Origin of the sequence: Pseudomonas marincola (assembly GCF_900682675.2) — a bacterium.
GTDB lineage: Bacteria > Pseudomonadota > Gammaproteobacteria > Pseudomonadales > Pseudomonadaceae > Aquipseudomonas > Aquipseudomonas marincola.
Map to the genome: position 1 here is coordinate 3,440,545 of NZ_LR215729.2, position 14,896 is coordinate 3,455,440.

The 14,896-nt window shown below is 55.1% G+C and carries 15 protein-coding genes; 2 read left to right on the forward strand and 13 right to left on the reverse strand.

The window, feature by feature from the left end; genetic code table 11:
* Positions 1-25 precede the first annotated feature (25 nt).
* From PMYSY11_RS16045 to ppc, 4 genes are all read right to left on the reverse strand, one after another.
* Positions 26-385: a hypothetical protein gene (locus tag PMYSY11_RS16045; RefSeq protein WP_150547421.1), complete on the reverse strand. Its 360-nt coding sequence runs from the start codon at positions 383-385 to the stop codon at positions 26-28.
* Positions 386-484: 99 nt separating this feature from the next.
* Positions 485-1,168, reverse strand: a complete 684-nt coding sequence (gene tsaB, locus PMYSY11_RS16050; RefSeq protein WP_150547422.1) for a tRNA (adenosine(37)-N6)-threonylcarbamoyltransferase complex dimerization subunit type 1 TsaB — start codon at positions 1,166-1,168, stop codon at positions 485-487.
* 175 nt (positions 1,169-1,343) lie between these two features.
* The gene (adk, locus tag PMYSY11_RS16055; RefSeq protein ID WP_069899515.1) at positions 1,344-1,991 is read right to left on the reverse strand and encodes an adenylate kinase; all 648 of its coding nucleotides are present in this window, start codon (positions 1,989-1,991) and stop codon (positions 1,344-1,346) included.
* A gap of 249 nt (positions 1,992-2,240) precedes the next feature.
* Positions 2,241-4,877, reverse strand: coding sequence for a phosphoenolpyruvate carboxylase (ppc, locus tag PMYSY11_RS16060; protein WP_150547423.1), 2,637 nt, complete (start codon positions 4,875-4,877; stop codon positions 2,241-2,243).
* A gap of 184 nt (positions 4,878-5,061) precedes the next feature.
* Between ppc and PMYSY11_RS16065 the strand changes: the two genes are divergently transcribed.
* Entirely contained in the window at positions 5,062-5,205 is a 144-nt protein-coding gene (locus PMYSY11_RS16065) for a hypothetical protein (protein WP_172970626.1), read from the forward strand.
* Positions 5,206-5,293: 88 nt separating this feature from the next.
* A complete protein-coding gene (locus PMYSY11_RS16070; RefSeq protein WP_150547424.1) occupies positions 5,294-5,623 on the forward strand; it encodes a hypothetical protein in 330 nt (109 codons plus the stop codon).
* A gap of 87 nt (positions 5,624-5,710) precedes the next feature.
* Here the strand turns inward: PMYSY11_RS16070 and PMYSY11_RS16075 are convergent, their stop codons facing one another.
* From PMYSY11_RS16075 to PMYSY11_RS16115, 9 genes are all read right to left on the reverse strand, one after another.
* Positions 5,711-7,207 (reverse strand): VWA domain-containing protein, encoded by a 1,497-nt coding sequence (locus PMYSY11_RS16075; RefSeq protein WP_150547425.1) that lies wholly within the window; start codon positions 7,205-7,207, stop codon positions 5,711-5,713.
* A complete protein-coding gene (locus PMYSY11_RS16080; RefSeq protein ID WP_150547426.1) occupies positions 7,195-8,739 on the reverse strand; it encodes an AAA family ATPase in 1,545 nt (514 codons plus the stop codon). The genes PMYSY11_RS16075 and PMYSY11_RS16080 overlap by 13 nt, the downstream gene beginning before the upstream one ends.
* Positions 8,740-9,154: 415 nt before the next feature.
* Positions 9,155-9,481 (reverse strand): PA3694 family proteiin, encoded by a 327-nt coding sequence (locus PMYSY11_RS16085; RefSeq protein ID WP_069899521.1) that lies wholly within the window; start codon positions 9,479-9,481, stop codon positions 9,155-9,157.
* A complete protein-coding gene (locus PMYSY11_RS16090) occupies positions 9,478-10,356 on the reverse strand; it encodes an alpha/beta hydrolase (protein ID WP_150547427.1) in 879 nt (292 codons plus the stop codon). Before PMYSY11_RS16090 ends, PMYSY11_RS16085 begins: the two co-directional genes overlap by 4 nt.
* The gene (locus PMYSY11_RS16095; RefSeq protein ID WP_090508931.1) at positions 10,356-11,102 is read right to left on the reverse strand and encodes a TIGR00266 family protein; all 747 of its coding nucleotides are present in this window, start codon (positions 11,100-11,102) and stop codon (positions 10,356-10,358) included. The genes PMYSY11_RS16090 and PMYSY11_RS16095 overlap by 1 nt, the downstream gene beginning before the upstream one ends.
* Before the next feature lie 62 nt (positions 11,103-11,164).
* Positions 11,165-11,791: a PAQR family membrane homeostasis protein TrhA gene (gene trhA / locus PMYSY11_RS16100; protein ID WP_150547428.1), complete on the reverse strand. Its 627-nt coding sequence runs from the start codon at positions 11,789-11,791 to the stop codon at positions 11,165-11,167.
* A 251-nt stretch (positions 11,792-12,042) separates the two neighbouring features.
* Complete coding sequence (locus tag PMYSY11_RS16105) at positions 12,043-13,338, reverse strand: flavohemoglobin expression-modulating QEGLA motif protein (protein ID WP_170827731.1); 1,296 nt, start codon at positions 13,336-13,338, stop codon at positions 12,043-12,045.
* Between the two features lie 29 nt (positions 13,339-13,367).
* Positions 13,368-13,919 carry a hypothetical protein gene (locus tag PMYSY11_RS16110; RefSeq protein ID WP_069899525.1) on the reverse strand — a complete coding sequence of 184 codons (552 nt, stop codon included), beginning with the start codon at positions 13,917-13,919 and terminating at the stop codon, positions 13,368-13,370.
* Positions 13,920-14,114: 195 nt separating this feature from the next.
* Positions 14,115-14,819, reverse strand: a complete 705-nt coding sequence (locus PMYSY11_RS16115; RefSeq protein WP_239655494.1) for a TetR/AcrR family transcriptional regulator — start codon at positions 14,817-14,819, stop codon at positions 14,115-14,117.
* Positions 14,820-14,896: the final 77 nt, after the last annotated feature.

A 14,896-nucleotide genomic window follows, 5' to 3' on the forward strand; every position in this document is an offset into this window, starting at 1 on the left:
TGCAACGCCCGTGCGCATCAGCCGCTCAGGCGAACAGATCGAGACCTACGACCTGCGGGCCATCGGAGTCGGCGACAAAGGCGGCGGTGCTGCTGTAACTGGCGATGGCCTGAGCGGCGCGGTTGTTCAGGCGCGGTTGGTAGTCCTGATCAGGCTGCGTGGCGGCAAGCCGGCCGTACAGGCTATCGGTGGTCGATGAGGCAGTGGTTGCGGAATAGACCTGCAAACCCGATGTGGACGAGCCCGGCGCAGGGCTGATGACAGCATCCGGACGCTGCGCGGTTTGCTGGGTGTCTTGCTGGATTTGCCGATACGCAGACGAAGCCGTTCCCTGTCGCGGGCTGCGATCCAGTGAAACCGGCAATGAAGGGGCGTCTATACGCATCTAATACTGCTCAAAAAATAATCAGAACGCTAATTTGAACTGCAATTTAACCTGAGCCCGGCACCTTGGCAACAATGGTCAGGTGCCGGGCATCACAAACTACTGGCGTTCAGCCTTCGGCGTGGCGACCTGATCACGCAAGTACACCGGCAACGCCTGATCCGCCGGCAGTGCCTCGCCACGCGCCCAGGCAAAACCGGCCAGCGCCAGAACGTCTTCAGCGTGCGGCAGCATGGCGGGTTCGCACGCCTTTAGCGTGACATCAATACGCTCGGCAAACGTGCCCCATCCGGTGCCTGCACCGTACCAGTCGCCACTCGCTCCGGCTGGCAAACTGGCAGACTCAGGCGCGCAAACGCGCTCATTTTCCTGCAAGCGCATCTCGCCTTCTTCGAGGCTGTAGCAGCCCCAGTAGACTTCATCCATGCGCGCATCAATCGCCGCCGCTACTTGGCTTACGCCCTGCTCGCGATAGACCCGCTGAGCCAGCGCAGCCAGATTGGAAACCGGCAGTACCGGGCGATCCAGCGCAAAACCCAGCCCCTGAACTACACCGATGGCAATCCGAATTCCGGTAAACGCGCCAGGCCCACGACCAAAAGCGATGGCGTCGAGCTGAGACAATTCAACACCCGCCTCCGCCAGCAGGTTCTTGATCATCGGCAGCAGGCGCTGCGCATGCAGGCGTGGAATCACCTCGTAATGACTGGTCACCTTGCCGTTATGCAGCAAGGCAACCGAACAAGCTTCAGTCGCGGTATCCAGGGCCAACAAGGTGGTCATTGCACAATCCAGAAAATCGGAGCCAGTGAATTCAGGCGGGGGCGCATTATACCTGCAGTTGCGCCGCTAAAACGACTACGGCCCGCAAGCGGGCCGTAGGTTGAGCAAACAGGGCATGCAGCCAGTTGCTCGCTAATACCTCAGGTAAGCCGCAAAGGCGCTTACCTGTGCGGTCTTAGCTAAGTGCTGCCAACACCTTGGCAGTGATCTCGTCGACCGAGCCAACGCCTTGAACGGCGGTGTACTTTGGCGTGCCTTCAGCAGCCGAAAGTGCCTGATAGAAGGCGACCAGCGGTTGAGTCTGCGAATGGTAAACCGACAGGCGATGACGCACGGTCTCTTCCTTGTCGTCTTCACGCTGAATCAGCTCTTCACCGGTTTCATCGTCTTTACCGGCGACTTTCGGCGGATTGTGTTCGGTGTGGTAAACGCGGCCCGAGGCCGGGTGAACGCGACGACCGGCAATACGGCCGACGATTTCTTCGTCGTCTACTGCGATTTCGATAACGGCGTCGATGACCACGCCTGCGTTCTTCAGGGCTTCTGCCTGAGGAATGGTGCGCGGGAAGCCGTCAAACAAGAAACCACCGGCGCAATCCGGCTGAGTCAGGCGCTCACGGATCAGATCAATGATGATTTCGTCAGATACCAGACCGCCGCTATCCATCACACCCTTGACCTTGAGGCCAAGCGGGCTGCCGGCTTTGACCGCTGCACGAAGCATGTCACCGGTGGAGATTTGTGGAATGCCGAACTTCTTGGTAATGAAGCCGGCCTGGGTACCTTTACCGGCACCGGGCGCCCCTAGCAGAATCACGCGCATCGATGTGCTCCTCAAACATTAAGTAGTAATCGTCGGACTCGCCTCATGGGGCCAATCTCAATAATAGGTTTCGGCTGTTGGACACAGGGGTGCCAAATTGCCAAAGGCCGATCAAGATACACAGCGCACACCCAGCGCACAAGCCATCGAAAGTAGCAGGAACCTCAATGGCACAAAAGTCACACGTGGTCTAATGTCGCAGGCCCGAAAAGGCCCGAGCCTGCGCTATCACACGTCGATAAACGAGCCTTATCCAGTGTTGCGCAAACCCGCTGCGATACCGGCAACGCTCACCAGCAAAGCCTGTTCCAGAGGGCTATCTGCGGTACTTTCGCGCATTCTCGAGCGTGCCAAAAGCTCGGCCTGAAGCAAATGCAGCGGATCGAGATAGGTATTGCGCACACTGATCGAGGCCAGGGTCACCGGCGAGTGACCCAGCAGCCGGGACTGGCCAGTCAGCTCCAAAACAGCCGCGCACGCCTGCGACAATAGGTCGCGCAAATGATCGCCCAGCGGTCGTAAATCCGCACTCACCAGCCGCTCGTCATAGAGTTTTGCGATGTCGGCGTCCGCTTTACTGAGGACCATTTCGAGCATGTCGATGCGCGTCCGGAAGAACGGCCAGTGCTCACGCATGTGCCGGAGCAAATCGCCTTCGCCGCGCTCAATCGCCTTGCCCAGCGCATGATCCCAACCCAGCCAGGCCGGTAACATAAGCCGTGTCTGAGTCCAGGCAAATATCCACGGAATCGCCCGCAAACTCTCAATGCCGCCCGCCCGACGCTTGGCCGGGCGACTGCCGAGCGGCAAACGCCCCAATTCCTGTTCTGGCGTGGCCTGGCGGAAATACTCGACAAATTGCGGATGGCTGCGCACCACGCCCCGGTAACCCTCGACACCATCTGCCGACAAGCGGTCCATCATTTCCCGCCATTGCTGCTCGGGAGCAGGCGGAGGCAGTAAGGTGGCTTCAAGCACCGCCGACAGATAAAGGTTGAGGTTCTGCTCGGCAATTCTCGGCAGGCCAAACTTGAAGCGAATCATCTCGCCCTGCTCAGTAGTACGGAAACGCCCATTCACCGAACCCGGCGGCTGCGAAAGAATCGCCGCATGCGCCGGACCGCCGCCCCGCCCAACCGTGCCACCACGGCCATGGAACAGCAGCAATTCAATCTGATGCGCTGCACACACCTGCACCAGACTTTCCTGCGCACGGTACTGCGCCCAGGCGGCTGCAGTTGTGCCGGCATCCTTGGAGGAGTCGGAATAACCGATCATCACTTCCTGCGGCCCGCTGAGCCGTGCGCGGTAACTTTCCAGACCGAGCAATTGATCGATCACCGCGCCGGCGTTATTCAGATCTGCCAGCGTTTCAAACAGCGGCACTACCCGGATCGGCCGCTGCAATCCGGCTTCTTTAAGCAACAGTTGCACCGCCAGAACATCCGAGCCTGCGCCCGCCATCGAAATCACATAAGAGCCCAATGAGGCCTCGGGCGCAGCGGCGACTTCTCGGCAGGTTGCCAGCACCTCGGCGGTATCGGCTTCTGGTTTGAAATGCGCCGGTAACAGTGGCCGACGGCTGTCCAGTTCGGTTTGCAGGAACTTCAATCGCGCCGGCTCATCCCAGTCAGCGTAACGGCCCAGCCCCAGATATTCGGTGATTTCAGTCAGTGCGGCGGTGTGCCGGCTGGAGTCCTGGCGAACATCGAGGCGCACCAGAAACAAGCCAAAGGTGGCCACCCGACGCAGACAATCGAGCAGCGGCCCGTCGGCGATCACGCCCATGCCGCACTCATGCAGCGACCGATAGCACAGCGCCAGCGGCGCCATCAGTTGCTCGTTGTCCTGCAGCACAGCAAGCGGCGCAGGCACTTCACGGGTGAGTGAAGCGTGCGCCCAGTTGCGTGTTTCACGCAGGCGGTCACGCAGCAGTTTCAGCTGCGCACGATACGGCTCGGCCGTTTTGCCGACCACCGAGCACAACTCATCGCTGGCCTGCTGCATAGAAAGCTCGGACGCCAGTTCATCAACATCACGCAGGTAAAGATCTGCTGCCATCCAGCGCGCCAGCAGCAAGACTTCACGGGTTACGGGGGCGGTTACATTGGGGTTGCCGTCGCGGTCACCGCCCATCCATGAAGCAAACCGGATTGGCGCCGCCTCGATAGGTAAGCGTTTTCCGGTGGCAGCCAGCAATTGCTGATCGGTTTTTCGCAAGAATTGCGGCACCGCCTGCCACAGCGAGTGCTCGATAACCGCAAAGCCCCATTTGGCCTCATCAATCGGCGTGGGCCGCACCCGGCGAATCTCTTCGGTGTGCCAGGCCTCTGAAATCAACCGCTGCAAACGCTGCTGCACTTGCTCGCGCTCCTCGGGCAGCAGGTCATCGTGATCCTGCGCGGCTAACTGCGCGGCGATTGCATCGTATTTTTGGATAAGCGTGCGGCGTGCAACCTCGGTCGGATGCGCCGTCAGCACCAGCTCAATATCGAGCGAGGCTATCTGTTCTGCCAGTTCGGCGCTTTGATGCCCGCAGGCCAGCAGGCGCTGGAGGAGTTCAGGCAGCACGCAATCGGCCAGTTGTTCTGGCTCATCGGCGCTGCGCCGGCGGATGCAATGGTATTGCTCAGCAATGTTGGCCAGATTGAGGAACTGGTTGAAGGCGCGGGCGACTGGCAAGAGTTCATCGTCATTCAGGCTGTCGAGGGTTTCGCTGAGCTGCTGAGCACCTTTGGCAGAGCCTTGACGGGCGGCCTTGGCACCTTTGCGAATACGCTCGATCTTCTCCAGAAATGCATCGCCACGCTGGTCGCGAATGGTATCGCCAAGCAACTCACCGAGTTGATGAACATCTTCGCGCAGTCGTACGTCGATCTCAGCCATGCCAGAACCTCCTGCAAATCCATGTATGCCAAGAGTGCACAGCGCGGCGCGTTCTTACAAGAGTGCGACAGCTGTCGGCATATCTGCCGCGTTAGAACTAATCTTGCAGATGACGACTCCAAAAGAACGTTAACACCCGCGTAATCACACACGCCTACCACGAATAGGCTAAGGATTGAGCTGAATGAAAATTCGCGAACCAATACGCCATTGGGAACATAACGCCGAAGGCAGCCATGTCGTTGCTACTGACGCGATGGGCGATCCGCTCCATGACAAAGACGGGCAAGCGTTAGGAAAAAATGAATATCTCCTGAAAGCTGCATGACACACAGCCTTGCGATCACCCAACAGCCGTGATCCTGAAAGGCAGCCACACCGTTTAAGAACAAACTCAGCCAAGCAGGAGATTTCATATGAACACTTTCAGAGACATGTTGAACAACTGGGAATCCAAGTCGCAGGAAGCCAGTGAGCGGGTTGAATTCACCCTCACTATGGACAAGCATGATCTGGTCAAAATCAAAGCATTCGCCAAAGCTTATGGACTGGACGAAGCCACCATCACCGAAGACCTGATCCGCTCGGCCATTAAAGAAGCAGAACAGGCTATGCCCTACGTAAAAGGCCAAGAGGTCATCAGGATCGAAGAAGGCGAAGAGATTTATGCCGACGCCGGCAAAACCCCTTTATTCGTGGAAGCCGAGCAAGCGATTTCTCACGAGATGCATATGAAAAGTCAGTGACTAATCAATTGCAGTTTGACTTGGCCACGAGGCATGCTTTCGGCTGGATGAGATCGGCTGGGAGCAGCCATTAAGCGGGGCTAGGAATCACCCATTCTTGGCACTAATAGATATCTTTTGCTCAAAACCAATCAGCTCATGAATCTTGCTGCTGTGTGGGTCATAGACCCATTCATGATCAAAAAGGCTGGTTAAACGCTGGGTCATAAAGCAATCGCCCACAACCAGGGAATAGAAGCGGTTACCACGAGTACGCTGCTGCTTAATTTGCTGGAATAGCTGCCCCGGCAAGCTGGCCATGATGAAGTCTGAAATCATCAGTAGATCAGCACGTTCATAGGTCTCGTTCTGCATCACACCTAACGCATGATCCAATGCCGGGATAGCATCCGTGCCGCCGTGAAAGGACATGCCCAGAAACTTGATCAATGCCTCCATGCCAAAGTCGTCGCCAAGATCCAGCGTCTCGATGCCGGTGGAAAAGTTAATCAAATAGCATGCTCGCTTCTGCTGCCTGGCTTTGCCTGCAATGAAGAGCGCCACTGCTTTGGCAACAGTCTCTGGCATGCCGTTCATAGAGCCGCTGGTGTCGACACAGATCACCATTGGCCCCTGCTTAGCCGCCTCTTCAACGCTACGCAGCTCTTCCTTCTGGTGATGTTGTTGCACGCGCTGAATGCCCTGCATGTCAAAACACATCAGGCGTGACTCGACATACTTGAGGTCGAAAAGAATGGACGTTTCGGGGTCAGCCATTAGCGCCAGTTCACTGGGCAGCACATGCTCAATATCACGCCCCAAACGAATGCCGATGATCTCTTCGCGAGAATTGATATCCGGTAACTCGATGTCTTGCGTATAGCGCACCTGAGCTCGCTCGATACGCTCGGATAACTCCAACTGGCGTAACTTGCCTAACAAATCACATAGCGACCGAACACCCGAATCATTGGCCAAGTATGTGGCCCAACGCTTAAAGCGCTCGATCTCTTGTGCAGACAAATTACCTTTGGAGAGGTCAAGGAATATACCAGGGTCCAACCCCAACATTTCCAACTGCTGGTGAAGCTGTTTAAGCAACTTCAAAAATGCTTCGAGCTCCTCCATGAACTGCCGGCGCAACATGGATATGCGCTCAAGTTCCCACTCTGGCCGCGCCTTATCCAGTGCCTTTTGCCATTCATCTCGCAAAAGACGAGCACTCACAGTGCTATCGGTCTGACGTCTTTTCCTAACCGTTTCAGGAGCCGTCGCCGCTGCCAGTTCACGCCGCCAAAAAGATTGATTGTCTGGCAGTTTGGCTGCACAGCACAGCGCAACATAGTTCGCAACAGCTGTTGCCAGTTCTGCATTTGAAACAGAGGGAGACTGGATCCGGATTTTCCAATTCGAGAGCTGCTGCTCATAGAGCGCAAAGGGAAACTCAGCTTTCAGCTCTGCAGCCGAGGCCAATTGCCACAGCCGTATTCTCTCTGCAACATGCCCTGCAACCGAATCAGAGCTATCCAGCAGGGTTGCATATGACTGTCGCAATGAGGTGAGAGCTATCTTGGCTTCGACGTCTATGAGGTCTAGCGACGGCATAGCTCTTCCAGTCGCTCACAGTCCTTAATCCTAAGTTGTAACCCATCAATTTGCTCAGAAATGCCAGTAATTGCTAGGCCAGATTTATCGCTAGGTACGAAGGGGGATACAAGAGTTGAATTATAGCTCTGGGCTTTCCCCTCAACTTTTTCGAGTGTACTGAGTAATCTTTGACGAATACCTGTTACAGATTTAGTTAACGATAATCTTAAGCGCTTATTAACGCCTTCTTTTTCTTGCCCCTTATGAAAAATTATTTTTGGAGTGAATTGCATTTTTTTATATTCATTTCGACTGTACCTGCTATTCAGACTAACAAGGCATGACCCTTGCCCATCAAACCCGCAAGTCATATCTGAAATTTCATTACCTTGTTCGTCGATAGGGTGGAACTCTTTTTTTTCTTTGTACATTTTTTTGCCTATCAGAAATGTACGAACTTCCTCTCTAGCTCCATCACGATGAATACTAGATACAAACTCTATCTCCCCAACAAAATATTCCTTTCCTCCAATGTTTTTTGTTGCATAAACATCTGTCGAGTAATAAAGCTCATTTTTTATTTCTATATCAAGTGCATCTTTCTCTTTATCAAGTGCTGCCAAATCTATACCACTATCAAATCCGCAGGCCCTTACCGCTTCCGCAACAATATCCCAGACAGCCTGACGATTTTCTTCATGCGTCCAAAGGCAGTGCTGCAGCAGCAAGGCGTCACTATGGTTGGTTTCCTTGCGGTCATTAAAGAAGGCTGCTGCCTTCATGAGCATCGCGGCACGCTGCCAGCGTCGGTCGGAGACATAAACCTTGAGCGTCTCGTATTGCTGCTCCAGCTGTTCGCGGATCAAATGAATGATGGTTAGCGTCTCAGCAGACAGCTTGACCTGATGCGATTGCGCCATCCATTCCACCCATTCGTTAGACTTCACCCGTAGAACCGAGGTGATATCGATATTGGCTTCGGTCGGCTTGCTATTAAGTAGTTGATCGAAGTGCTGGGCTTCACGAATGGGCCCCACCATCAGCCTCACAATAAAGCGGTCGTACAAGGCTTCCAAGCCTTGATTGGCATCTGGCGTTTCGTTGGACGCAGCAATCAGGGCCTTAAGTGGGGCTTTCTCAATGGCTTCACCGTTACGGAACACATGCTCGTTAATCAACGTCAGCAAAGTATTCAAAATAGCGGGGCTGGATTTCCAGATTTCATCGAGGAATGCGAACTCGGCCTTGGGCAGGTAATTATCTGTTTTGCGAATGTAGTGATCTTCTTTTAGCGCCTTGATGGACACAGGGCCAAACACCTCTTCAGGCGTGCTGAAGCGGTTCATCAGGTACTCGAAATAGGTCGGCTGCTCAAAGGCGCAGGCTATACGGCGAGAAATCAAACTCTTGGCCGTTCCGGGCGGCCCGTACAGAAAGGTATTCTGTCCGCAGAGTGCTCCAAGCAGAGATACCGCGATGATCTCTTCACGCTCAAACATGCCCGCGCTTACGCTGGCGACCAAATCCCCGATACGCTTTTGCAAACCCACGCTCAACTCCTTGAATCCATTCGGCTGTTGATGCAGAGATTATCCAGATTTATGGCGAATGGCCACTTCCTGGCTGTGCCCTTTCCTGCAACGGGTTGCGTCGGAGATCGTGCCAATGCCTGCTACTGGCCGTTTGCGGCCAGACACTGCAGGCTGATGTCTACAGTATGCAGTCAGTCAATTTCCTCTAGAAAACTCGGGACGTTTCACTGCCGTGCGAAATTTATAGCCAAAACACATCAACATAAAACAATCGATAATTCGCAATTCGACCAACACCTCAGGATATCGCCCCAACACCTCAGTTTCTGGCGCCGCCACGCAAACCCCTGCACATAGCTCGAAAACGCCAAGCACTGGCATTTACAGCCTTCAGCCACCCCTCCATACGGCGGGTGTGGCTGAACGGCGGCCTTTAAGGCATTACCTTGGTTGGGGTTTCCTGGCCAATGCAGTGCACGGCTTGCTTGCGTGAGTCGACCAACACGCCAGAGAGGCCTTTCTGCTCGGTATCAAACAGCACCAGCACGCCATCGATGCATTGAGCCACCTGACTGGCGGGTTTGAGCGAGATTTTGTAGTCCTCGCCCGGCACTGTCTTGAGCATGGTGAATTCGGACAGCAGCAGCGCGTCCTGCTCTTTGGCGAAGTGCACATAGCCGTAGTAAGAAAGAATTGCGATGGTCGCGCAGACGCTACCAATGGCAGTGAGAATCAGCGGGATTGGGTCACGTTCACTCATTGTGGGCTCTCGGGGTCAGGAACTTCAGCCAAACGGCGCAGGCCGGTGAATCCGCGCGGATCGCTCATAAACAGCAGCATCACCTGGCGCCATGTCGGGTCGGCAAATGTTTGCACATGATTGCCACGGGTTGGCTGGAACACCCGTGGTGGCGGCGCAGCTTGATACAAACTGACGCCGTTGGAAAGAGGCACAACCGGATCATCAATGCTGTGGAAGATCAGTAACGGCACGCCAGTCAGCTGCGGCATGGCCTTGATGGCGCTGTCGCCATCGGGCACAAACCAACTCAATGGCACCTGCAACGGCCATGTTAGCCATGCATTACCCAGCGCGAATTGAGCGACATCACGATAACTGGCCGGCACGCCATCGAGTACCAGCGCCTTGAGTTTTTTACGCTGCTGCGGTTGCTCGGCCAGATAATGCACGGCCATCGCGCCACCCAAACTCTGCCCGAGCAGAAACAGCGGCTTGCCAGAAACTTCCGGGGCTTGATCGAGCCATGTAAATGCCGCGTCGATATCTTCGTACACCGCCGGTAAGGACGGCGTACCGGCGGAGTTACCAAAGCCGCGATAATCCAGCATCAGCACTTGGCAACCCTGTTCCGGCAACCAGAATGGCCCGCCCAGATGCGCCGCCATATTGCCGCCATTGCCGTGAAGGTACAGCACCGTACCTTTCACATCGGTTCCCGCCTTGGCCGGCAGCCACCATGCGCTCAAGCGCGTACCGTCGGCGGCCACAAGGCTGACATCACGGTATTCAAGTTTGGCAGCAGTCGGTGTGTAGGCCAGATGCTTATCGGGATAGAACAGCAACTCGCTGCAGCCTTGCAGCAGCAACAGCGCCAGCAGCCAGACGAGGCGCATTATTTGCCACCTGTGCGCACTTCCTCGCGGGCCTTGTAGGTGGCCTCGTAAACGCGCTCGGCGAGCCGGGAGAATGGCAGGCTTTGAATCCAGACGGTGCCAGTGCCCTTGAGCGTAGCCAGCCAGATGCCCTCGCCGCCGAACAGCATGCTTTTCAGGCCGCCCGCCAGTTTGATGTTGTAATCAATGCCCTCACTGAACGCCACCAAACAACCGGTATCGAGACGCAGCGTCTGATTGTTCAACTCTTTACGGATGACAGCGCCGCCCGCATGCACAAACACCAGGCCGTCGCCTTCGAGTTTTTGCAGGATGAAGCCCTCACCGCCAAAGAATCCGGCGCCAAGGCGCTTGCTGAAACTGATGCCAATCGAGGTGCCACGGGCTGCACACAGAAACGCATCCTTCTGGCAATGCAACGTGCCGCCAACATCCGCCAACGAAATCGGCACCACAGTGCCTGGATAGGGGGCTGCAAACGCCACCCGTGCTTGCGTCTTGCCGTCATTGGAGAAGTGCGTCATGAACAGCGATTCGCCGGTGACCATGCGTTTGCCGGCGCTCCACAACTTGCCCAGCACACCCGTCGCGGAACCATCCCCCATTCGGGTCTCGAAACGCACATCTTCGGTCATGTAGTTCATCATCCCGGCCTCGGCAATCACCGTTTCACCCGGATCCAGAATGATCTCGACGCACTGCGCCGAGCTGCCGATGATTTCGTATTCGAGTTGATGGCTGTCCATAGAGCGTCCTTGTGTGCAGGCACCGGATTGACTGGGTCACAGACCGTGCGGGTCAGGCAATACTATCGAACATAACCAATAATGGAAATGAAGTGTGACATCGAGCCTAACAATACAAACAGGTGCCAAATACCATGACTGTGCCGGAGACTTATAACTTCATCCAACACATAAAAAATAATACCGACGGTATAAAATAGTCCACCCGCCACTAACCAATAAAAACCCACTGCGTGCAACGCCTGCTTCAATGCGGTTAATTCCAGCGCGCAAGTCCAGCCCATTATCAAATAAATACTTATTTGCAGAATCTCGACCCGATTCTTCTTGAATACATCAATACAGATCCCGACCACCGCCATCGACCAGACAAAGATCAGCAGCTCCAGCCCATGACTGTGCTCCAGCGAAACCAGCATGAACGGTGTGTAGGTCCCTGCGATCAGCAGGTAGATCGCCACGTGATCGAGCTTGCGAAAAATGCGTTTGAGTGTCGGCAGGTAGAAGCTGTGATACAGCGTGGAACACACATACAGAACAACCAGAGCAAAACCAAAAACTGCATAACTAAGGGTTAGCTTTAAATCTTTCAGCATAACGCCAACAGCAATCAGCGCGCCCAGCCCCACCAAAGCAAAAACAGCACCGACCAAATGGGTAATGCTGTTAAATTTCTCACCGCTATACATTGATAATATCCATATTAAAACTCCAGGCTTCCAAAGCAAGGGTAAATATTGAAGCCCGCGCGGCCCCAAAGTTCACACTTTAAATGGTTACGATTGATATAAATCACCCGCCAAGGATGCAACGCGCGCAGACCCGCCGGCGTACTTGTTCAAAAGCGCTGTTTACGATGAGTAAATGAGCATTTTAAACAGGCACTCCGGCGCAGTGGCATCCAGCGCAGCAGCCCGCCATCCGCCATCCGCCATCCGCCTCAGAGGATGTTGGCGTAATCAGCCTCGATTCTTTCCAGGCTCAGGTGATTGAGGAAGTTTGAGAAGCACATCCACGCCGACAGCGAGTTCAAGTCGCTGAACTGCGGCGGCAGATACTTGGGCGGCACCACCAGTCCTTCATCGACCAACTGGCGCAACGTGCGCATATCTTCGAGGGTGGTCTTGCCGCAGAACAGCAGCGGAATCTGCTCCAGCTTGCCTTTGCGCACAGCGAGCTGGATGTAGTTGTAGATCATGATGAAGCCTTTCAGGTACGAAAGGTCCTTGGTGAACGGCAGGCCAGTCGGCGTAGAGCCACGGAATGCCCGGTTGGCATTGCTGTAGCTCTCTTCCATGCTGAATCCCTGCTCACGGTAGAAGTCGAATACCTGAAGGAAATCAGCGCCCTCCTCGGCCATGTGAATGGCGCGAGTGCGGTTGGTCAGTTTGCGCAAGCGGGTCGGATACGAGGCGAAAGTGATGACTTCCATCAGAATCGCCAGGCCTTCCTGCGTAACCGTCGAAGAAGGTGGACCTTTGGCCAGAAAGGTACAGATCGGCTGATTCTGACCATTCAGGGTCGTTGCCACATGCACCAGCCCTTCGTGCACCTCAAGCGCACGCACATCGCGCTCGTTGAACATGGCATCGGTGCGGATCTTGATGTAGTCGGCGCCTGCGGCTGCGTCGGCGAGAATGCCGTCGGACTCGAACACGCGAATCGTGTCTTCATGCTCGCCGAACACCTTGTTCAGGCGATGCTGGAGCAGATCGACCGCTGTTTTAGCGTCCAGATCTTTCGCCTCGTCCTTGAGGTCACCGCGTTTATCGATGTTATTCAGAAAGCCCGAGAACATTACGCCGAGATCAGCCAGGGTCGGATCGCCCGCATGGAAGGCATCCGAGGCCGCGCCGTAGAGTTCCTGCGAGATAAGACCGAAGTCTTCGGTGCCGCGCGCTTCGAGCATGCGAATAACCATGCGGTATTCACGGCACATGCGGCGCATGATCTGGCCAACCGGGTTGAACTGCCCCAGTTGGCGGGTGACATCGCGTTCGATGTTTTGAAATTCGAGTTTCTTCGCGGCGGTATCAAAGGCCAGCGGGCGATTGACGTAATAATCACGATCAACCTGCGGCAGCGCCTTGCCTTTGTGTTTGAGGAACTCGTTGCGTACGTTCTCGTCCCACTTCACCGCATCCAGCACGCGGATCGGGGTTTGCGCCTCTACAATCCGGTCGGACAGTGCGCGGACGACTAATTGGTAATCGTCCAAACCTACATGACTGTTCATTGCTCTCTCACGACCTCACACCCACACAATCACTCGCTGGTACGCTGATAACGGCCGACCTCGACAAACACATCAGAGTTGGCCGGATCGTTCAGGTAGGCGAATACTTTTTCCATTGGCGAGGTGATCAACAACCCTTCGCCGATTGGCATGTCGACCCGTTCACCTTGCCACAGGCCATCGTCAAGCTCTTGCAGCATGCGCTCGACATCCAGAGCATACAATACCAGCTCGCTATCATTGGTCAGCTCGAAGCCGCCAATCGCAAAGTTTGCCCCCAGACGTTTCGGCAAACCGGTGGACAGATACCAGCGCTTACCGTGATGGGCCACGGTAAAACCAAATTCCTGCATGCTCTCCAGATTGTCCGGGCTGTTCTCGTAGGTTCGCGCCTTGTAGGTATTGGAGCCGGCGCGGCTGATTTCGAGATACTGCATCTCGCCCCATTCATCCTTGCGCGCCCAGTCGCCCAGCAATGGAATCGGGGCAGCCTCGTTGGCCGGAATCGGATCTTTGAACGTTACCAGGCAGCCACTCAACAATATGAATGATAACGCGACCATCACACGCCAGGCCTTCATTCAGCTCTCCTTCTGAAAACGAGTTGGCAAAGCAATACGCACGGTGCAGCTGATTACCCTGACATGAGCCTGTTGCACTGGATAGCAACCACCACTGTCAAAGCATGCAGTTACAAAATAGCCGATAAACGGTCGCGAAGAGCGGTTACCCGCACAAAAACCAGCAAAAAAATCCACGGGCGCGGATTAAACGGTTCAGGCCAGCTTCAACACCAGGTACATGTGGCGCTTGAGAATGGCCAGCATTGCTGACTTGTCCAGGACTTCAACGCCGTCGATCAGGCCCTGATATTCCATTTGCAGAATGACCGGCATCAGCAACCTTGAGTCTTCAAAGGGCTGATCCGAGCCCAGAGCCTCAAAGAATTTGCTCACGCCAAACAGTACCATTTTGCGATGCGCGCGCCATAGCTCATGCAAACCGGGATTGAACAAGGCGGCGTGATAGAACGCCTGCCCGGCAATCAGCTGATCGCGACGCGTGGTCAGTTGCATCACCACGTAATCGAGGGCGATCTGCGCCAGCTCGTCAGCCAGCACCTGACGCTCATTCGGGCATTCACCACGGGCTTTCAAGCTGGCAAAAAGCCGGGTTTCAGTCTGCGACCAATAGGCTTCAAGGTTGGCCGCGCTTTGCTCGACAAACTGGGTGAAGGTGTCGTTGATCAGGTCGTCGATATCATCGAAATAATAGGTGGTGGCCGATAGCGGCACCTGCGCTTCGGCGGCGACAGCCCGATGGCGCACCGCACGCACGCCTTCACGGACAATAAGGCGCATGGTCGCATCAAGAATCGCCTGGCGGCGCAATTCACTGCCAGCACGGCTGGCCTTGCGACCCTGGTACTGCAGCGTATCGGCAACCGTTTTGGCTTTGGGCGTGTTGAGTGTAGGGATCACAGCAGATCTCCTTAAAATGAAGCATCAGTACATATTCTTGTTTTTATCGGGCAAGCCAACTGTAACCGCTAAAAACA